Origin of the sequence: Enterobacter sp. Ag1, assembly GCA_000277545.1 — a bacterium.
In the GTDB taxonomy this organism is placed as follows: domain Bacteria; phylum Pseudomonadota; class Gammaproteobacteria; order Enterobacterales; family Enterobacteriaceae; genus Cedecea.
Genome location: AKXM01000004.1, coordinates 264,584 through 285,258, shown reverse-complemented (window position 1 = coordinate 285,258; position 20,675 = coordinate 264,584). Strand labels below are relative to the sequence as shown.

At 55.5% G+C, this 20,675-nt stretch carries 15 protein-coding genes and 2 pseudogenes; 11 read left to right on the top strand and 6 right to left on the bottom strand.

The window, feature by feature from the left end; translation table 11 throughout:
- Window positions 1-68: 68 nt before the first annotated feature.
- The 6 genes from A936_RS02075 (at window position 69) to A936_RS02050 (ending at window position 8,775) form a co-directional block, all read left to right on the top strand.
- The gene (locus A936_RS02075) at window positions 69-944 is read left to right on the top strand and encodes a helix-turn-helix transcriptional regulator (RefSeq protein WP_008454110.1); all 876 of its coding nucleotides are present in this window, start codon (window positions 69-71) and stop codon (window positions 942-944) included.
- A gap of 485 nt (window positions 945-1,429) precedes the next feature.
- On the top strand, window positions 1,430-1,924 hold the full coding sequence (locus A936_RS02070; RefSeq protein WP_008454109.1) for an SH3 domain-containing protein: 495 nt from the start codon (window positions 1,430-1,432) through the stop codon (window positions 1,922-1,924).
- 120 nt (window positions 1,925-2,044) lie between these two features.
- Window positions 2,045-3,004, top strand: a complete 960-nt coding sequence (locus A936_RS02065; RefSeq protein ID WP_008454108.1) for a hypothetical protein — start codon at window positions 2,045-2,047, stop codon at window positions 3,002-3,004.
- A 38-nt stretch (window positions 3,005-3,042) separates the two neighbouring features.
- On the top strand, window positions 3,043-4,425 hold the full coding sequence (locus tag A936_RS02060) for a serine/threonine protein kinase (protein WP_008454107.1): 1,383 nt from the start codon (window positions 3,043-3,045) through the stop codon (window positions 4,423-4,425).
- A 174-nt stretch (window positions 4,426-4,599) separates the two neighbouring features.
- Complete coding sequence (gene treA / locus A936_RS02055) at window positions 4,600-6,357, top strand: alpha,alpha-trehalase TreA (protein ID WP_034807478.1); 1,758 nt, start codon at window positions 4,600-4,602, stop codon at window positions 6,355-6,357.
- 240 nt (window positions 6,358-6,597) lie between these two features.
- Window positions 6,598-8,775 carry a TonB-dependent siderophore receptor gene (locus A936_RS02050; RefSeq protein ID WP_008454105.1) on the top strand — a complete coding sequence of 726 codons (2,178 nt, stop codon included), beginning with the start codon at window positions 6,598-6,600 and terminating at the stop codon, window positions 8,773-8,775.
- A 65-nt stretch (window positions 8,776-8,840) separates the two neighbouring features.
- On the opposite strand, the gene A936_RS02045 is transcribed toward A936_RS02050, so the two are convergent.
- Window positions 8,841-9,092, bottom strand: coding sequence for a GlsB/YeaQ/YmgE family stress response membrane protein (locus A936_RS02045; protein WP_008454104.1), 252 nt, complete (start codon window positions 9,090-9,092; stop codon window positions 8,841-8,843).
- A 236-nt stretch (window positions 9,093-9,328) separates the two neighbouring features.
- Here A936_RS02045 and ycgR point away from each other — a divergent pair, with 236 nt between their 5' ends.
- Complete coding sequence (gene ycgR, locus A936_RS02040) at window positions 9,329-10,060, top strand: flagellar brake protein YcgR (RefSeq protein WP_008454103.1); 732 nt, start codon at window positions 9,329-9,331, stop codon at window positions 10,058-10,060.
- A gap of 1 nt (window position 10,061) precedes the next feature.
- Here ycgR and emtA read toward each other — a convergent pair whose 3' ends face one another.
- Window positions 10,062-10,673, bottom strand: coding sequence for a membrane-bound lytic murein transglycosylase EmtA (emtA, locus tag A936_RS02035; RefSeq protein ID WP_008454102.1), 612 nt, complete (start codon window positions 10,671-10,673; stop codon window positions 10,062-10,064).
- A gap of 95 nt (window positions 10,674-10,768) precedes the next feature.
- Here emtA and ldcA point away from each other — a divergent pair, with 95 nt between their 5' ends.
- Both ldcA and A936_RS02025 read left to right on the top strand, forming a co-directional pair.
- Entirely contained in the window at window positions 10,769-11,680 is a 912-nt protein-coding gene (gene ldcA, locus A936_RS02030) for a muramoyltetrapeptide carboxypeptidase (RefSeq protein ID WP_008454101.1), read from the top strand.
- Window positions 11,681-11,763: 83 nt separating this feature from the next.
- A pseudogene (locus A936_RS02025) lies at window positions 11,764-13,482 on the top strand (potassium/proton antiporter); the annotation flags it as partial.
- Here A936_RS02025 and A936_RS24035 read toward each other — a convergent pair.
- The 3 genes and pseudogenes from A936_RS24035 to A936_RS02015 all read right to left on the bottom strand — a co-directional run.
- Window positions 13,432-13,566: pseudogene (locus A936_RS24035) on the bottom strand (hypothetical protein); the annotation flags it as partial. The pseudogenes A936_RS02025 and A936_RS24035 overlap by 51 nt on opposite strands.
- Before the next feature lie 125 nt (window positions 13,567-13,691).
- Window positions 13,692-14,762, bottom strand: a complete 1,071-nt coding sequence (dadX, locus tag A936_RS02020; protein ID WP_008454096.1) for a catabolic alanine racemase DadX — start codon at window positions 14,760-14,762, stop codon at window positions 13,692-13,694.
- An 11-nt stretch (window positions 14,763-14,773) separates the two neighbouring features.
- Window positions 14,774-16,072, bottom strand: a complete 1,299-nt coding sequence (locus A936_RS02015) for a D-amino acid dehydrogenase (RefSeq protein WP_008454094.1) — start codon at window positions 16,070-16,072, stop codon at window positions 14,774-14,776.
- A 325-nt stretch (window positions 16,073-16,397) separates the two neighbouring features.
- Here A936_RS02015 and A936_RS02010 point away from each other — a divergent pair, with 325 nt between their 5' ends.
- Complete coding sequence (locus tag A936_RS02010) at window positions 16,398-17,930, top strand: SpoVR family protein (RefSeq protein ID WP_008454091.1); 1,533 nt, start codon at window positions 16,398-16,400, stop codon at window positions 17,928-17,930.
- 208 nt (window positions 17,931-18,138) lie between these two features.
- On the opposite strand, the gene fadR is transcribed toward A936_RS02010, so the two are convergent.
- Entirely contained in the window at window positions 18,139-18,858 is a 720-nt protein-coding gene (fadR, locus tag A936_RS02005) for a fatty acid metabolism transcriptional regulator FadR (RefSeq protein ID WP_008454089.1), read from the bottom strand.
- 228 nt (window positions 18,859-19,086) lie between these two features.
- Here fadR and nhaB point away from each other — a divergent pair, with 228 nt between their 5' ends.
- Entirely contained in the window at window positions 19,087-20,652 is a 1,566-nt protein-coding gene (nhaB, locus tag A936_RS02000) for a sodium/proton antiporter NhaB (RefSeq protein ID WP_008454085.1), read from the top strand.
- Window positions 20,653-20,675: the final 23 nt, after the last annotated feature.

The following is a 20,675-nucleotide window of genomic DNA, read 5'->3' as shown; positions in this document are numbered from 1 at the left end:
TGAACATTTAACCGGGTACCAGTTCTTACTTATACTGGTACTGGCACTACTATTCTGGAGTATTTGTGATGCTCATCACTCAGCCTGAGCTGCGGCATGGCCCCCTGGACGACAGCCGTAAAATGCTGGCGCTGTTTTTACGCACCCGGCGTGAAAGTCTGGACCCGCAGCGGCTGGGGCTTCCGCGCAGCGGGCGTCGGCGCACGCCCGGCCTTCGCCGTGAAGAAGTGGCGCTGCTGGCTGACATCGGCGTAACCTGGTATACCTGGCTGGAACAGGGCCGAGAAGTGAATCCATCCTCAAGCGCCATGGCGGCGATCGCCAGCGCGCTACAGTGCTCCCCGGCGGAAACCCGTCATTTGTTTATTCTGGCCGGACTGCCTCCGTCCGAAGCGCCCGCCGCCGCGCAGTGCGAGGGGCTCAGCCCCGCCGCCCGCCGGATGCTGGACGCCCTGATGCCCAACCCCGCCAGTATCCAGAAGCCGAACTTCGACATCCTCGGCTACAATTCACATTTTTGCCAGCTAATGGGGGTCGATCTCGACAATGAACCGCCGGAGCATCGCAACTGCATTTATCAATATCTGACCAATGAGACCTGGCGCAGCCGGGTGGACTGTAACGAAGATGTGCTGCCCAAGTTTGTCGGCTGGTTCCGCGCCGGGATCACCGAGCACCGCGGCGACCCGCGCTGGGAAGCGCTGCTGGAGTCGTTTTTCACCGCCTCTCCCGCGTTTAAAACGCTCTGGGAGCAGCGCTATGAAATCCGCAATATCGAAAACCATATCAAACAGTATACGCATCCGCAGATCGGCACCTTCGGTATGCAACAGGTCAACTGGTACTCTGCCCCACGAGACGGTTCAAGGCTGCTGGTTTACCTGCCGATCGATGAAACAGGTGAGCGAGCTTTGCGGTTATTTTCTCAATCGAGCGGAGCCTGAACCTCTGCCTTCTCATCGGGCATCCTGAAGACGGCCCGATTTTTTTTTATTGTTTTAAGAATAACCTCAGGGAAACCCCAAAAGACGATGTGCATTGACCACAGAATAAAAATAACACCACAACGAAAAGTCTGAATTTATCAAATAAATTCAAAAAATTACCGTCATCTCCCTGCTTTTCATTCCTTTTAAGTGGCGAGCCGATTACATTTACCTCAGCCCAATTTTTTACTGCGCTAACCCGGCATCAAACCTTCATGTACGTAATAGGTTATTCCACTGTTATAACACCATTGAATTGTTAACCGGGCTATGTAAAATCACGCTACTATGCTGAAACCACGCGAATTCCTTGCGCCGGCGAGATACTCAAGCCGCCGCACCGTTTTGCGTGGGCGTATCTCACGTCGTGGATAATTTTCCTGTGCGGCGCTCCTTGCTCCCGCGGCGGTTGAGTTTTAACCTTTTTCTCAGGGAACGTCTCAATGAAATTGCGAAGCCTGTTAGTCCTCCTTGTTGTCACTGCGGTTGTCGGCTGTAAAGCGCCGCCGCCGAAGATGACCGACGACACCATTGTGACCAGCACGGTAAACGGCGTCACCCTGACTCACCGCTATATCGTTGAAGTACCAAAAGAGTTTACGCCTGTTGACGCCGAGTATCGGGCGCTTTATCCGGGCTCCATCATGAGTAAACCCGATTTTGGTGGCAAAGTGCTGGCCCAGCTTGAAAACGGCCAAAGCTACACGGTGCTGGGCGAGGTAGAAAATCACTGGTTTGCTATCGCCGAGCAGGATAAACAAGAGCTGCTGGGCTATGTGCCGCTCAGGGCGCTGGTCAAAAGCGAGCTGTATACCCAGACGCTGAAAAAAGACCGGCCTCGCCCTCGCCGCGCGGCCAAAAAATCCACCTGCGTTGCGGTAGATAATAAAAGCAAAGCCTGCCAGAACGCCGACAACGGAACGTGGATCATTAATTAAACTTCCCCTTCGGGGGTTTTCTAACCAAAGATTTTGGTATGAGAGTAGCAACGACTCGCCCGGCAACCTGTATGGGCGTTAACGTAGCCCCTCTTTACACACAGGCTAACAAGGATTTTTATGAAACTCTGGCTTTCGGGTATGGCGTTGCTGCTGGCATCCACTACCGTCTGGGCAGGGAACTACCGCATCGTTCAATCGCCGTCCCAAAAGCTGGACGTGTGGATAGACAACATCAAAAGCAATGCCCCGCAAAGCTGGTGCGGAAGCGATCTTCCGGTTCGAATTGTGGCAAACGGGGATAAAAACCCCCTTATTCTGAAAACATTCATGCCTCGCCTCGGCGCGCTTCTGGAAAATCAGTGCAGCGAGATTGAGCGCGTCAACTGGCAGCTTGAAGATCCCGAGGGGGCTTCCCTTGCTCGCGGGTCTGCCACCAAAACCAGCGACTGGGGAGTGACTATCGAGTCCCCGCTTTCTTCGGTTGCGACCCGTAATGAGCGCCCGGAAGATCTTTCCACGCCTCTCGACCGCACACCATGGCTGGAATTTACCCTACAGGATGGCTGCCACTTGCGCACATTCTGGCAGGGCGATGCCTCCAGCAGTTCCCTGTTTATTCCGGGTAAAGAGAATGGCAAATGTGAAAAAGGCGGCTGGCTGAACGGCACCAGCGAAGTGGTGCAGCGCGGCGTCGGCGGCGAAAAGCGCATTATGATGACGTTTGTCCACGGTTTCCCGGTCAGCGGACTGAACCCCTCAGCGGACGCCGACAGCCTGCTTATCACCAGCGTGAACAATGAGCGCATGGTCGTCAGCAGTGAACAGGCACCGCAAAGCTGGCTTATTTTGCCTTACCACCCTGAAATTAACGGCTGGAAAGCCAGCGGCACCGTTGCCGTGGAAGTGTCTCGCGACATGGCATTGGATGAACAGCGTCTCCAGACGCGGCTCAACGAGGTGCGCAAGCTCTGGTCCGGCTGGGTGACGCCGGGGACGGCCATTACGTTGTTGCTGGTCGAGTCCCTGCACCCGCAGCTGCGCGACCCGGCCGCGGGTGCCTGGCGAGCCCAAAAATAAATACGCCGCATGTTGCATGACTACGCGCAGAGAACATCATGATAGATAACGATTTTATTCCAAAAGTGCCCAATGCTCTGCCGCCTGGCTACCGCTTTGACGAATTTGAAATTCAGGAAGCCATCGACGCCAGCATGACCAGTATTCTTTACCGGGCGTGGGATCATCAGCTCGAGCGTCTGGTGGCTATCCGTGAATACATGCCTAAAGCTTACGTCATGCGCAATGACGTGATGGAGCTGGTGCTGCACAGCGAGCGCGACCACCTGGTCTACACCACCGGTCTGAACGGTTTTATGCAGGAAGCGCGTCAGCTGGCGCACTTTAATCACCCGAATCTGCCTCAGGTGCTGCGCATCTGGAGCGACAATAATACCGCTTACGTCGTGACGCTGTTTTATAGCGGCATTACGCTGGATGAACTGCAAAAGCAGCAGCCGTCGCTGATCGATGAAACGTGGGTCCGCCGGATGCTGCCCATGCTTTGCGGCGCGCTGGCAACGCTTCACGCGGCCGAACATCTGCACCGCAACCTGTCGCTGAAAAGCATTCAAATTCAGGATAACGGGCTGCCCATCCTGCTCAATACCGGCGCGCCACGCCGGGGACAAGGCTCGCTGGATGAAGGCAATACCCTGCTTCACCCCGGATTTGCACCGCTGGAGCAGTACACCGGAGATCTGGCAAGCCAGCTGGGGCCGTGGACAGATATTTACGCCGTCGGAGCCGTGCTTTATACGCTGATTACCGGCAATGCACCGCCTGCCAGCGTCGCCCGCAGTATTCAGGACAGCTGCATCCAGCTCGCGGAAAACCAGCCCGAGGGCTATTCCCTGAATTTACTGCAGGCGGTTGATAAAGCGCTGTCGCTGAAGCCGGAAGATCGCCCCCAATCCATTGACGCTTTTGCGGCCCTGCTGAATATCCAGCCAGACGACGTGCGTGAACTGATCGGTAATAAAAAAACGGGTACCGCGCTGGTACCGGTAGAAGATCCAGAGAACACGGCGACGCGTCCGCTCTGGAAGCGCCATCAACCTGCCCTGCAAATTGGTGCGGGCGCCGTCGCGGGTCTGATTGTTGGCGCGGTACTTTTTGGCCGGGGAAGCCCTTCAGTGAGCTCGCCGGAACCTGCTCCCGCGCCGCTTGCAGCGAATCAAAGCCCGGCACAGGCAAGCGCGACCCCTGTAGCCGTCGCGGCTGAAAGCACGCTCGCCCGAGTGTATGTTCGAATGAACGACGGCGAACAGCTGGCGGTCAACGGCAAAGCGCAAAAGCTGACGCCCGCCGCCAACGGTTTTGCGTCGCTTCAGCTCCCTGCCGGGAAATATTTGTTGACGCTGAGCGGCGGCGAAACGCCCCGCAAGCAAACTATTGTGGTAACGAATTCCGGCACGTGGCTGGTAAACCCGCAGGGGTGATTACAGACTTAACGAATACTTCAGCCCCGTTCTGCGGGGCTTTTTTATGGGGTAAATAATCCGGTTTTTCTCTTTTTATCTTCAACGGCGCTCGAAATTCGGAAAATTCAACTAAGGTTTTCAGGGAGTTGATCGCAACGTAGCGTGTTGCGTCCCGTCGATGGAGAAGGAATGATGATAAAACCCGTTTTGCGCCGGCCTTATGCGCTTTGCTTTGCGGCCCAAATGGCCGCTGCCGGTGCCGTATTTGGCCTTACGCCGCTTGCTTCGTTTGCAGCCCAGGAAACCGAATCCCCACGCCCGCCCGAGCCTCAATCGCCCGACGAGCTTTTTGGGCCTTTGTTTATTGATGTCCAGACCGCGAAGCTGTTCCCCGACCAGAAAACCTTTGCGGATGCCGTGCCCAAGGGCGATCCGCTGATGATCCTTGCTGATTATCGTATGCAGCGCCGCCTCTCGGGGTTCGACTTACGCCATTTTGTTGATGTGAACTTTATCCTGCCAAAGGAAGAAAAAAGGTCTGTGCCGCCGGAAGGAGAAAGCCTGCGGGAGCATATCAACGGGCTCTGGCCTGAACTGACCCGTTCCGCGAACAGCGACAACAAATGGGACCCGCTTCTCCCGCTACCAAAACCTTACGTTGTGCCCGGCGGGCGCTTCCACGAGCTTTACTATTGGGACAGTTACTTCACCCTGCTGGGGCTGGCGGAGAGTGGGCGCTGGGATGACGTGCAAAATATGGTGGACAACTTCGCCCACGAAATCGATACCTGGGGCTACATTCCCAACGGGAACCGCAGCTACTACCTGGGCCGTTCACAGCCGCCGTTCTTCGCCATGATGGTGGAACTGCTGGCGCAGAATAAAGGCGATAGCGTTTACACAGCCTACCTGCCGCAGCTGAAGCAGGAGTACAGCTGGTGGATGGAGGGCAGCGACGTCCTCAAACCGGGCGAAGCCCATGCCCGCGTGGTGAAACTCAAAAATGGTGCCCTGCTCAACCGTTACTGGGATGAGAAAGACACGCCGCGAACCGAGTCCTACCTGGACGACGTCACCACTGCGAAAAATACGCCGTCGCGTGCGGCCACGGATATTTATCGTGACCTGCGAGCTGCCGCCGCTTCCGGCTGGGACTTCAGCTCCCGCTGGATGGATAATCCAGCCCAACTGGGCACCATCCGTACCACAAGCATTGTGCCCGTGGACCTTAATGCGCTGCTCTACCAGCTTGAAAAAACGTTGGCTCACGCCAGCGAGCTGGCAAAAGATAGCGACGCAGCACAGCGCTATAAGCAGGCCGCGGACGATCGACAGAAAGCAATTGAACAAAACCTGTGGAACGCCAAAGAAGGCTGGTACGCGGATTACGATCTGAAAAGCCACACGGTTCGAAACCAGCTAACCGCTGCCGCCCTGTTCCCACTGTACGTTCATGCGGCGACGCAGGACAGAGCGGACAAGATGGCGAAAGCCACCCGTCAGCACCTGCTCAGCGCGGGCGGACTTGCCACGACCAGCGTAAAAACCAGCCAGCAATGGGATGCCCCCAACGGCTGGGCGCCGCTGCAGTGGGTGGCCACCGAAGGTCTGCAAAATTACGGGCATAAAGATCTCGCGCTGGAAGTCAGCTTCCGCTTCCTGAGTACGGTGCAGAACCTCTACAACAAAGAGCAAAAGCTGGTTGAAAAATACGATGTCACAGCCGGAGGTGCGGGCGGTGGAGGCGGTGAATATCCGCTTCAGGATGGCTTCGGCTGGACCAACGGCGTCGCGCTGAAAATGCTGGATATGCTCTGTGCAAAAGAAAAACCCTGCGACAATGCGCCGGATAAGCTGCCTTCGGCCACGCCCGGCCCGGTAACGGAAGCGGCCAAACCTGCCGCAGATAAAACGGGGATCTCACCAGCCTCGAGCAAGCCAGCGCCGTAACCTGACCATACTGACCACGGCGTGATTGCCGCTTAATCATTTCATTTAAAACAATAAGCCCATGAAATCATCATTGATTTCATGGGCTTTTATGCATTAAAAATCATCGCACGCCTTGCACTTGGTAATAATAACGATAACAATTCTCATTCGAAACCGCATTTAAAAACCGCGTTTTCCCGTCGCATGCCGGCGGAGGACTTCCATCAGGATGATGATCTCAATACTTCCGGACAAAAAATGATAAAGGACCTTACCGTAAAGCGCTCCGCTTTACTCTGCACGCTGGCGCTCATCGCCCCTTTTTCTTCATCGGCTGAAGAAACACTGGTTGTGACCGCTAAACCTGCTGACACCGCAACCTCTCCAACAATAGGTTATACCGCCACCACAACCCGTGGCGCGACCAAAACCGACGAGCCGCTGATTACCACCGGGCAAAGCATTTCCGTCGTGACCCGTCAGCAAATGGAAGACCAGGGCGCGCAAACCATTAATAGCGCGCTGAACTATAGCCCGGGCGTGTTTACCGGATTCTCCGGCGGTGCAACCCGTTACGATACCGTCGCATTACGGGGTTTCCACGGCGGCGACGTGAATAACATCTTCCTTGATGGCCTCCGCCTGATGAGCGACGCGGGTAGCTTTAACGTGGTCCAGGTCGATCCCTGGTTCCTGGAACGCCTTGACGTCATCAAAGGCCCGTCTTCCGCACTTTACGGCCAGACTGTTCCGGGTGGCCTGGTGATGGAAACGTCTAAACGCCCGCAGTTTGTCGAAGAAGGCCACGTGCGGGCGATATACGGCAACCACAACACCAACGGCACGGCGTTTGATTACACCAACGCGATTAATGACCAGTGGGCCTTCCGTATCACCGGCCTGACCAAAAATAGTGATACGCAGTATGACAACACGCGTGACGAACGTTACGCTATTTCGCCGTCCCTGCTTTGGCAGCCGGATGATGCAACGTCTCTGGTACTAAGAGCCTACCTGGAAAAAGATCCGTCCGGGGGCTACCACGGTTCTGTTCCGGGCGACGGCAGCCTTTACACCACCACGGGACGCAAGCTGGATACTGGCTTTTCTGACGTACAGCCGGGCGATGACGCCTTTAAGCGCCACCAGCAGATCTACAGCTACGAGTTTGCTCACGCCTTCGATGAGGTCTGGTCTTTCCGCTCAAACGCCAGCTATACCCACTCAAACGTAGCGCTACGCCAGGCCTATCAAATTGGCTGGGCAGATACCGCGCATAACGAACTTTCGCGCTACTACAGCCGTGAAAACTCCTCGCTGGATGCCTGGGCCATCGACAATCAGTTAGAAGCCGACTTCGCGACCGGCGATCTGCAGCATAAAGTGGTGCTCGGCGGGGAATATCACCGGTTCACCAACGATCTGACCGACGGGACGGGCTACACTTCCAACCTGAAACCGTGGACCGGCGTTTCTGGTGGCGTTGGCGGTTACTATTATTACGATCCACGTGACCCAAGCTACGCGACAATTAATCAGGGGCTTTTGGTTAAATCAGGCCGCCGCCAGTATGAGCAAACCGGGGCTTATCTGCAGGATGAGATGAAGTGGGACCGCTGGCATATGACGCTGTCTGGCCGCTACGATCATCTTGTGACTAAAAGCCATCTGGTGGCGACGGCGATCGACAGTGACGTGACGGACAACCGCAGCGACAACCACTTTAGCGGCCGCGCATCTCTGCTGTACGCCTTTGATAACGGTATTTCGCCGTATGTGAGCTACAGTCAGGCCGTCACACCGCAGGTACTTTCCGATGCCGAAGGCAAACTGCTGAAACCCACAACTGCCGAACAGTACGAAGCTGGCGTAAAATACCAGCCTGTGGGAACCAGCGATCTCTATAGCGCCGCCGTTTACGATTTGACCCAAAAAGATGTGGGGAACCGTAACGTGCAGGGGGGATATTTTGAACCGGCAGGCAAAGTGCATTCGCAAGGACTTGAGCTGGAAGCCCGCACTCAGTTGACACCACGCCTGTCAACCATCGCCAGCTATACCCTTAACCGGGTGCGCTATAAAGACGCCATTGACGGTAATGACGGCAACACGCCGTACGTCACGCCAAATCAAATGGCGAGCCTGTGGAGCACGTTCAAAGCCGATTATGGTCTGAGCCTGGGCGCAGGGATTCGCTACATCGGCAAACAATGGGCCGACAACGAAAATACCCTGCGTGTTCCTTCCGTAACGCTGCTGGATGCCATGGTTCGGGCAGATATGGGCGCATGGACATCGTCGCTGAAAGGCGCGTTTGTGCAGCTTAATGCCACCAACCTGACGGGCCGTGACTATGTGGCGGGCTGCTACGGGACGGGCTATTGCTATTGGGGCGCGGAACGTTCGATCATTGCGACCGTGGGCTACGATTTCTAAACTTATATAGAAAGCTAAACGTAAAAACGGCCCTTCAGGGCCGTTTTTACGTAATGAATGACTTTCTACCGTCGTACCATCCTGAAAATAGCCAGCACAATAATGGCGCCAATCACCGCCACAAAGAAACTTGGCCAGTTAAAACCGGTTACCGGTCCGCCAAGGTGCAATGCCGTCGCCACCCAACCGCCGACAACCGCGCCCACGATCCCCAGAATACAGGTGAGGATAATACCGCCGCCGTCTTTGCCAGGCATAATCCACTTAGCTACCACACCCGCGATAAGACCAAAAATAATCCAGGCCAGGATACCCATTTTAGAACGTCCTCTTCTACATTGTGAGCTTTAGCAGGCTCGCCCGAGGCTGTCTGCGCCCCGGCCAGCGACCTGCTGTCAAAAAGAGTATAGTTCGGCTGCAAAAAAACGTGATGAATCTCACCTGGTTATGCGCATTTTCAGGAAAAAATAGTCAAAAATTTGTATTAAGTTTTGTGCGGTTTTGCCGATAAGCTTCGTTACCACAACCTGAAAACACAACAAGGACTTGAGCCTTGAGTCACTATAACGATCAGTTCCTGAAGCAGTCTCCTCTGGCAGTATTAGGTGTGTTACGTGATTTACACAGACAGCAGGTTCCCGTCAGGCTGGAATGGTCTAACGGGCAGTTCATCAGCAAAATTCTCGATGTCTCGGCGGAGCGTTTAGTGCTGGACTTTGGCAGCCAGGCGCGGGAAAACCTTTCCGTGCAGAAGGCCAACGATATTGATTTCATCGCTGAAACGCAGGGGGCAAAAGTCGAATTCTCCCTGCCCGGCCTTAAAGCGACGGAATATCAAAATCTCCCCGCGTTTACCACGCCGCTACCGCCATCGCTGTGGTTCGTTCAGCGCCGGGAATATTTCCGCATTACCGCGCCTACGCAGCCCCAGTATTATTGCCGCACCGAACTTGCCGACGGTTCTCAGTTTGCCTTCCGGCTCTGCGACCTGTCTCTTGGTGGAATGGGCGCCCTGGTGGACGGCACGTTACCGCCGGGCCTTGCACCCGGGCTGCGTTTTGGCCGCGTAGAGATGGATCTCGTAGAATGGGGCAAGTTTTACTTTGATATGCAGCTGGTGATGGTTTCAGAGCGAAAAGTCGTGGACAGTAAAAACGAGACCATTTCTACTCCGCGCCTGAGTTTTCGTTTCTTAAACGTCAACCCGGCGGTCGAGCGCGAACTGCAAAAGATTATTTTCTCGCTGGAGCGGTCGGCCCGGGAAAAGGCCAACCGCGTGAAATAGCTTAAATGGCGTTCATGGCCCGCGTGACCTTATACAGGTAGCGCGGTGCCTGCGGCGCAGGATGGTTGGTCGCTACATGCTGATAAAATTCATCCGGGCTCAGGCGGTTAATTTTGTCGATTGCGGTCTGCCTGTCGGAATCAAAGGTTCTTAGTAGCGCCCCCGCCCCGTTCACGTAAGAAACAATCAGCGCGTACTGCATCACCTGCGGGTCGTTGATTCCCCGCAAAATGCCGTGTTCCAGAATACTCAGATAAGCCGTACCGATGTCGATATTACGCGCCGGCTCTCTCAGTTCACTGTCCGAGGGCTGCCCTCTGAAGCCCTGATTGCGATACACCTCTTTGCCCGCCGTGGAGCCTTTGATCTGCATCAGGCCAATGGCATTAGAGGCGCTAACCAGCTGCGGATTGCCGCCCGACTCTACCGCAATAATTGCCGTTATCAGTCTCGGACTAACGCCCCATTGCTGGCCGGAGAGTTCGGTCAGCGGCATCCAGTTCAGCGCCCGCTGGGTGGGGATCGTCGGATCCCACGGTGCCTGCTGCTGCGGAGAATGGCTGGAGCAACCGGCCAAAAAAAGCACCAGAATGATAAACCCTCTTAATTTCACGCCTCTATCCTTATTGATGTGGCCGGCCATAACGGCGATGACAAGCGCTCTCGATAGCGGCATGATAACCAATTCATATTCAGCAAGGAAATGCCATGTCTCTGATTCATTTAATCGCCCCGTCCGGCTACTGCATTAATCAACAGGCCGCCGCCAGGGGCATTCGTCGGCTGGAAGAGAATGGGCATCAGGTCGTCAATCAGCAGGCAGTGACCCGGCGTTTTCAGCGTTTTGCCGGCACGGACAGTGAACGACTGGCTGAACTTAATCAGCTGGCGGCGCTGCCGCCGGAAACGGACATCGTGCTGGCCGTGCGCGGGGGTTACGGCATGAGCCGCCTGCTTGAGCACATTGATTTTTCACGTCTTGGGGCTTCGCTTCGCGCCCGGCCACAAATTATTTGCGGTCACAGCGACTTCACCGCTTTCCAGATGGCCCTGCTGGCACAGTGCGGAGCCATCACCTTCAGTGGCCCGATGCTGGCCGGAAATTTTGGTGCCGAGGAGATGGATGAATATACCTGGCGCCACTTCTGGCAGGCGCTAAGCGAACCGACGTTCACACTAAGTTGGGAAAACGATGCGCCCGCGATGCAGGCCAGCGGCACGGTTTGGGGCGGCAATCTCGCAATGCTAATCTCTCTGGTCAGCACGCCTTTTTTGCCGCCAATAGACGGCGGTATTTTGGTTGTGGAAGACATCAACGAACATCCCTTCCGCGTTGAGCGCATGCTGCTGCAGCTTTACCATACGGGCATTCTGTCACGCCAGAAAGCGATTATTTTAGGAAGTTTTAACGGTACAACCGCAACGGATTACGATGCAGGATATACTTTTGAAGTAATGCGTAAAACGCTGCAACAGCGCCTGAACGTGCCTGTCCTTTCCGGCCTGCCTTTTGGACATGAACCACAAACCGTGACGCTGCCGCTCGGCGCGTTTGGCGAGCTGGCCCACGACGGCGTTACCTCCCGATTGACGTTAAGTGGACACCCGGTACTTCGCTAAAGAAGCCCGGTTTAAGCGCCCTTTTTGAGCGTTTGCGTAACAGATGACATGTTACAATTCGACAACATAGACAAAGGAGACGAATGATTTTGGACGCAGGGGCGATTGTCAGTCTGTTTATTTTGGGTTCCGTTCTGGTAACTTGCAGTATCTTATTAAGTTCTTTCTCCTCTCGTCTGGGCATTCCCATTCTGGTTATCTTTCTGGCTATCGGCATGCTGGCCGGGATCGATGGCCTTGGCGGTATCCCGTTTGATAATTATCCCTTTGCCTACCTGATCAGCAACCTGGCGCTGGCGGTGATCCTGCTTGACGGCGGGATGAGAACCCAGGCGAGTTCGTTTCGCGTTGCGCTGGGCCCCGCGCTCTCGCTGGCAACCGTTGGGGTATTAATTACCTCCGGACTGACCGGGATTGCCGCCGCCTGGCTGTTCAACCTGAACCTGATTGACGGCCTGCTTATCGGCGCCATTGTCGGCTCCACCGACGCCGCCGCGGTCTTTTCCCTGCTCGGTGGGAAAGGCCTGAACGAACGCGTAGGCGCGACGCTTGAAATTGAATCGGGCAGCAATGACCCGATGGCGGTGTTTCTCACCATCACGCTGATTGAGATGATCCAGCAGCACCAGACCGGCCTGAGCTGGCTGTTCCTCGTGCACATCATTCAGCAATTTGGCCTGGGGATTGTGCTTGGCCTCGGCGGCGGCTATCTGCTGCTGCAAATGATTAACCGGATAACCTTACCCCACGGGCTTTACCCGATGCTGGCCCTGAGCGGCGGGATTATGGTATTTGGCGTCACGACGGCGCTGGACGGCAGCGGTATTCTGGCGGTTTATCTGTGCGGCTTTGTGATGGGCAACCGCCCGATTCGCAACCGTTTCGGGATCCTGCAAACCTTCGACGGCCTGGCCTGGATGGCGCAAATCGGCATGTTCCTGGTGCTGGGTTTACTGGTGAACCCGTCCGATCTGCTGCCGATTGCAGTCCCTGCTCTCCTGCTTTCCGCGTGGATGATCTTCTTTGCTCGTCCGCTGTCGATTTTTGCCGGTCTGCTGCCATTCCGCGGTTTTAATCTGCGCGAACGCGTATTTATCAGTTGGGTTGGGCTGCGAGGCGCAGTGCCGATTATCCTGGCGGTGTTCCCGATGATGGCCGGGCTGGATAACGCCCGCCTGTTCTTCAACGTGGCCTTCTTTGTGGTGCTGGTGTCTCTGCTGCTCCAGGGCACGTCGCTGGGCTGGGCCGCCAAAAAAGCCAAAGTCGTCGTGCCGCCAGTAGGCTGGCCCGTTTCGCGCGTGGGTCTGGATATTCATCCTGACAATCCGTGGGAACAGTTTGTCTACCAGCTAAGCGAAGAGAAATGGTGCGTGGGTGCCGCCCTGCGTGACCTGCATATGCCAGAAGAAACGCGTATTGCCGCGCTGTTCCGCAATAACGTACTGCTTCACCCAACGGGCAGCACCCGCCTGCGAGAAGGCGATGTGCTTTGCGTTATTGGCCGGGAACGCGATCTTCCCGCGCTGGGGAAACTGTTTAGCCAGTCGCCGCCGGTGGACTTGGATCAGCGTTTCTTTGGCGACTTTATTCTGGAAGCCAGCGCCCAGTTCTCCGACGTGGCGACCATTTACGGCCTGACGCTGGATGAAGAAGTGGATCCTCAGCAATCGTTAGGTGATTTTGTGCTGGGGATGCTCGGCGGCGCGCCGGTGGTTGGCGACCAGGTGGAGTTTGCCGGAATGATTTGGACGGTGGCCGAGAAAGAGGACAACCTGGTGCGTAAGATTGGTGTCCGGGTGGCTGAGGAAGAAGAGGAGTAGTCTCCCCTCACCCCGGCCCTCTCCCTGAGGGAGAGGGGGAAAAAAAACAGCGGAAACCTTCTTTATCCCCTCTCCCTCTGGGAGAGGGTTAGGGTGAGAGTAAAAAAACCAGAAGCGATTCTGCGGTTAAATTCAGTGCCTGTCATCAAGCAAGATGACAGCGAGACAACATCTCGAGAGAAGCAGAAACGTTAACTCATCACCACCGGCACTCTCGGCGCTAACGCACACATCAGCTCATAGCCAACCGTACCCGCGGCGCTGGCGACATCGTCAATTTTGACGTTTTTGCCCCATAGCTCAACCGGGCTGCCGATACCCGCCTGCGGGCAAGGCGTCAGGTCTACAGCGATCATATCCATCGACACTTTGCCCACCAGGCGGGTCATGATGCCATCCACCATGACCGGCGTGCCATCCGCCGCAATACGTGGGTAGCCGTCCGCATAGCCACCAGCCACAATGCCGATTCGCTGCTCGCCGCTGGCGGTGTAGCGGCTGCCGTAGCCCACGGTATCGCCAGCCTTCAGGTTCTGAATGCCGATAATTTCGCTGCTCAACGTCATTACCGGCTGAAGGCCGCTGGTGGCGATATCCTGCCATTGCCCGCTCGGAGAGGCGCCATAAAGGATTATCCCCGGGCGAACCCAGTCAAAATGCGCCTCCGGGTGCCACAGCGTAGCAGCCGAGTTTGACAGCGAGCGAGGGGCGTCAATTCCCTCCGCCGCCTGTTCAATGCGCTTCATCGGCTCAATAATGCCTTCTGGCTGCTCCGCATCGGCAAAATGCGCCATCAGGGTCAGTTCGCCCACATTCGGGATAGAACGGAGTTTTTGCCAGATGCCGTGTACGCGGTCGGGCGTAAACCCGAGACGATTCATCCCGCTATTGATTTTGAGATAAACATCCAGCGGCGCGCTCAGCTTCGCGTTGGCTATCGCCTTCACCTGCCAGTTGCTGTGCAGGCTGGTGGTCAGCCGGTATTTGTCGAACAACGCCAGCTCATCGGCATGGAAGAACCCTTCCAGCATCAGGATCGGCCCTTTCCAGCCGCGCTCACGCAGCAAAATGGCCTCTTCGAGATTCAGCATGGCAAAACCATCGGTCGCGCCTAACGCCGACCAGATACGGTCGAGACCGTGGCCATATGCGTTGGCCTTAACGACCGACCAGACACGCGAACGCGGGGCGGCTCTGCGCACCACTTCAAGATTATTGCGCAGCGCGCTTAGATCCAGCGTCGCTACCACAGGACGGGACATGACGGCTCCTTTTAGTTATGTGCGCCGTGAAGGTGGCGGGCGCTCAGTGGCGTAAAGCCTGGCGCGTAGCGTGCGATGCCTAAATCCTCGCTTGGGATAGCCGGAGTACGCCCGGAGATCAGGTCGCTCAGCATCTGGCCCGAACCGCATGCCATTGTCCAGCCTAGCGTGCCGTGTCCGGTATTAAGCCAGAGATTCTTGAACGGCGTACGCCCAACAATTGGCGTCCCGTCCGGCGTCATCGGACGCAGCCCGGTCCAGAACGTGGCCTGCTCGACGTGCCCGCCTCGCGGATAGAGATCCCTGACGACCATTTCCAGCGTTTCACGGCGCGGCTGCAGCAGCTCAGTGTTAAAACCGACTATTTCTGCCATGCCTCCCACGCGGATGCGGTTGTCAAAGCGGGTAATAGCGATCTTGTAGGTCTCATCCAGAATGGTTGAAACCGGCGCGCCCTGTTCGTCGGCAATAGGAATTGTCAGGGAGTAACCTTTCAAAGGATAGACAGGAATATCGGCGATGCCCTTGAGCAGGCCAGTGGAATAGGACCCGAATGCCACGACGTAGGCATCCCCCTTCACCACTTCCTGGCCGCACTGTACGCCGCTGATTTGCTGGTTGTCGTAAAGCAGACGATCAACCGGCGTATTGAAGCGAAACTCAACGCCGGCTTCCGCCGCCATCCGCGCCAGGTTTTGGGTAAACAGCTGGCAGTCACCGGTTTCATCGTTCGGTAAACGCAGGCCGCCGGTCAGCTTGTGGGCTACGTCCGCCAGCGCGGGTTCAACGCGGTTAAGCTGGCTAGCTTCCAGCAGCTCATACGGCACGCCTGCGTCTTTCAAGACGGCGATGTCTTTGGCCGCGCTTTCATACTGCTGCTCGGTGCGGAACAGCTGCAGCGTCCCGCCCTGCCGGCCTTCATACTGGATGCCTGTGGCGTGGCGCAATTCTTTCAGGCAATCACGGCTGTACTCCGCCAGGCGTACCATGCGGCCTTTATTTTCCATGTAATGGCGGGTATCGCAGTTGCGCAGCATCTGCCACATCCACTTCAGCTGGAACTGGGTTCCGTCGAGGCTGATGGCCAGCGGCGCGTGGCGCTGGAACATCCACTTAATGGCTTTTAACGGGACGCCCGGAGCCGCCCACGGAGCAGCATAGCCCGGAGAGATCTGCCCGGCGTTGGCCGCGCTAGTTTCCTGCGCCGGCCCTGATTCGCGATCGATGACAGTGACTTCATGCCCGGCCTGACGTAAATACCAGGCGCTCGCCACGCCGACGACACCACTTCCCAGCACCACAACACGCATATCTGCTCCGCAATTAGCTAAAAGAATAATCTTCTGATTACATATTGATAACTCAGTTGAATATGTTATTCAACATATGGCTTTATTATGGTGACTAAACTCACAAACCTGCCCGCCAGCGCTGGAGCGGGATAATTAGCATCTCCTGTACGGGAAAACATTTTCGTCAAAATAAAATGCTGAGTGACGCGCTAAAAGCCCGCTATTGAGATCAATAAATCGCGAAGAAAAAATTTTACTTGTCGGCGCTATCTTTCAGGAGTTGTCTATTCTTGAGAGTGAGGCTTTCCATCCAGAGAAAGTCGAAAACAATGAGGGCGCGCTGATGGCTAACGTAACTGATTTCGCCACAAAGGATCCCACCCGTCTGAGTGACGGCCCCGACTGGACGTTTGAGCTACTGGACATTTACCTGGCCGAGATTGACCGGGTAGCAAAGCTCTACCGCCTGGACACCTATCCCCACCAGATTGAGGTCATTACCTCCGAGCAGATGATGGACGCGTATTCCAGCGTCGGGATGCCGATTAACTACCCGCACTGGTCTTTTGGCAAAAAATTCATCGAAACCGAGCGCCTGTACAAGCACGGGCAGCAAGGGCTGGCGTATGAGATCGTCATCAACTCTAACCCCTGCATTGCCTATTTGATGGAAGAGAACACCATCACCATGCAGGCGTTGGTGATTGCGCATGCCTGTTACGGGCACAACTCTTTCTTTAAAAACAACTACCTGTTCCGCAGCTGGACGGATGCCAGCTCGATAATCGACTACCTGATTTTCGCCAAAAATTACATTACGCAGTGTGAAGAGCGCTACGGGGTTGATGAGGTGGAGCGCCTGCTGGACTCCTGCCACGCGCTGATGAATTACGGCGTGGACCGCTATAAACGCCCGCAGAAGATATCCCTGCAGGAGGAGAAAGCGCGCCAGAAAAGCCGGGAAGAGTATCTGCAAAGCCAGGTGAATACGCTCTGGCGCACGCTACCGCGTAAGGAAGAGGAAAAAGCCGCGGAATCCGCCCACCGCTTCCCTTCGGAGCCGCAGGAGAATCTGCTGTATTTTATGGAGAAGAATGCCCCGCTGCTGGAGCCGTGGCAGCGTGAGATCCTGCGTATTGTGCGCAAGGTGAGCCAGTATTTTTATCCGCAAAAACAGACCCAGGTCATGAACGAGGGCTGGGCCACCTTCTGGCACTACACCATTCTCAATCATCTGTATGACGAGGGCAAAGTCAGTGACCGCTTTATGCTGGAGTTTTTGCACAGCCATACTAATGTGGTGTTCCAGCCGCCCTATAACAGCCCGTGGTACAACGGCATTAACCCCTACGCGCTGGGGTTCGCCATGTTCCAGGATATCAAACGTATTTGCCAGTCACCGACCGAAGAAGACCGCTACTGGTTCCCGGATATTGCCGGCAAAGACTGGCTGGAAACGCTGCATTTCGCCATGCGTGACTTCAAGGACGAAAGCTTTATCAGCCAGTTCCTTTCGCCTAAGCTGATGCGCGACTTCCGTCTGTTCACCGTGCTGGACGATGACCGTAATAATTACCTGGAAATTTCGGCCATCCACAATGAAGAGGGATACAGGGAAATACGTTCCCAGCTGTCGGCCCAGTACAACCTGAGCAACCTCGAGCCGAATATTCAGGTTTGGGATGTAGATTTGCGCGGGGATCGTTCGCTAACGCTGCGCTACATCCCGCACAACCGCGCCCCACTGGATAAAGGGCGCAGAGAAGTGCTCAAGCATGTGCATCGCCTGTGGGGCTTTGATGTCGTGCTGGAGCAGCAAAATGCGGATGGTAGCGTGGAACTGCTGGAGCGCTGCCCGCTGCGAAACCCGCTGTAAGAGTGAAAAAAAACGCTTCCCGAGGGAAGCGTTTAAAGTTGCTGACAAAGAGGGAAAAAGCGTGATTTTTCCCTCTTTGTGGTTATTAGCCAAAAATCAATGAATTGATTTTCCTGTTTTTTTAACGAACCCTCTGTTATTTCTTATATCAGCAGAGGTTTGTCAATAGTCTGTAGCGCTTCCCGAGGGAAGCGTTTTTTATGCTGGCCTAGCGACTGTGCATCGCCAAATCGCCAGGCAGGTTTTTCTGCATACGGTGCCAAATCTCGCCGCTCTCGCGACCGTAGTTACGCACGGTATCAAAGACCTGCTCGTGAAGCCCCTGCTGGCAGATTTCTGCCAGGCGGTGGTAAAAGCCCAGCGCCAGGCTACGGGCTTCAGGATTGGAGAAGTAGTGACGCCCGATGCGGGTGTACAGCCCTTTCATCCCGTTCAGGATCAGCCCATAAATTGGGTTACCTGATGCAAACGCCAGGCCGCGGAAAATGTTGTAATCCAGCTCGGCAAACGCGTCCGCGTGGTCTTCAACTTTGCTAGCCGTGGCCAGCACTTCCTGCGCTTTATCTGGATACTGACGAATCGCCGTACGAATAAATATCGTGGAAATATTGGTTCGCACCGAAAGCAGATTATCAATCAGCTGCGGCACGCTGTCGTGATCGAGACGAGCCAGCGTTTCCAGAATGTTTAAGCCCGAGGTTTCCCAGAAATTGTTCACCCGCGTTGGCTTCCCGTGCTGAATTGTCAGCCAGCCGTCGCGTGCAAGACGCTGAAGCACTTCACGTAAAGTGGTACGCGTAACGCCAATCAGTTCTGAAAGTTCACGCTCTGCCGGCAGAATAGAACCCGGCGGAAAACGGCTGTTCCAGATACTTTCTATAATATACTCTTCCGCGAAACCCGCTGGGCTCTGCGCCTTAATGACCATAGTAAGATTTCCATTACTCAGGTTTTGCTAATTGGACTCATCATACCAGATGCCATGCGCGCCAGATAGCGGGGGCGACGCGCAAATGCGGGATCGGCGTTGAATTTTGACGATAAACGCCTTAACTCAGGATTTCCTTCGGCTTGATCGCGTGCGCCATAAACGAGTACCCTGAAGCGTTATCTTTTTTAACATCAACATAATACAACGGATAATGGTAACTATACGATGGAAATGTCCTTTGGGCGGGCGTTGTACCGCAATTTTCTGGGTCAATCACCTGACTGGTACAAACTGACGCTGCTTCTCTTTTTAGTGCTTAATCCGCTAGTCTTTTGGTTTGTCAGCCCGTTTATCGCGGGATGGATGCTGGTGGTGGAGTTTATTTTTGCCCTGGCGATGGCGCTGAAATGCTACCCGCTGCTGCCGGGTGGCCTGCTGGCCATTGAGGCCGTGCTGGTCGGCATGACCAGCCCCGATCACGTTCGTGCTGAAATTGCTTCAAACCTCGAAGTGCTGCTGCTGCTGATGTTTATGGTGGCCGGGATTTATTTCATGAAGCAGCTCCTGTTGCTGCTCTTCACCCGCCTGCTGTTGGGGATCCGGTCTAAAGTTGCGCTGTCGCTGGCCTTTTGCGTCGCCGCCGCGTTTCTTTCCGCCTTCCTTGATGCCTTGACGGTCGTGGCCGTTGTCATTAGCGTCGCCGTGGGCTTCTACAGCATCTATCACCGAGTAGCATCTGAAGCACAGGATGACAGCAACGTTCAGGACGACAGCCATATTCGGAGCGACAGCCGCGAAGTGCTTGAGCAATTCCGCGCTTTCCTGCGCAGCCTGATGATGCACGCTGGCGTCGGTACCGCACTGGGCGGCGTAATGACCATGGTTGGCGAGCCGCAGAACCTGATCATTGCTAAAAACGCTGGCTGGCACTTCGGCGATTTCTTCCTGCGCATGATGCCGGTGACCGTGCCGGTGCTGATTTGTGGCCTGCTCACCTGCATTCTGTTGGAACGTTTTAAAGTGTTCGGCTACGGACAAACGCTGCCGGAAAAAGTGCGTGGGATCCTGTATGACTTTGATGCTCAGAGCACCAGGAAGCGAACAAAGCAGGACAAGATGAAGCTGCTGATCCAGGCGCTGATTGGCGTCTGGCTGATTATCGCTCTGGCCTTCCATCTGGCAGAAGTCGGCCTGATTGGCCTGTCGGTGATTATTCTGGCGACATCGCTGTGCGGGGTTACCGACGAGCATGCTATCGGCAAAGCCTTTACCGAAGCGCTGCCGTTTACCGCCCTGCTGACCGTTTTCTTCACTATCGTGGCGGTTATCATCGACCAGCATCTGTTCAGCCCGATAGTTCAGTACGTGCTCGATGCCTCTCCGCACGCCCAGCTGTCGCTGTTTTATATCTTTAACGGCCTGCTCTCCTCGATTTCCGACAACGTCTTTGTCGGCACCGTTTATATCAACGAGGCGAAAACTGCGCTGCAGAATGGTGCCATCAATATGCAGCAGTTCGAACTGCTGGCGGTGGCTATCAATACCGGCACAAACCTGCCCTCGGTGGCAACGCCAAACGGCCAGGCGGCGTTCCTGTTCCTGCTGACATCGGCGCTGGCGCCGCTGATTCGCCTCTCTTACGGCCGCATGGTTGTGATGGCGCTGCCCTACACGCTGGTTCTGACCCTTGTGGGCCTGCTATGTGTGGAATATACCCTGACGCCTGCTACACAATGGATGCTGGACAGTGGCTGGCTAATGACGCCTGATACGCTGCTTGCACCGCACTAAGGCAATTTGACGGGAAGTCCGCT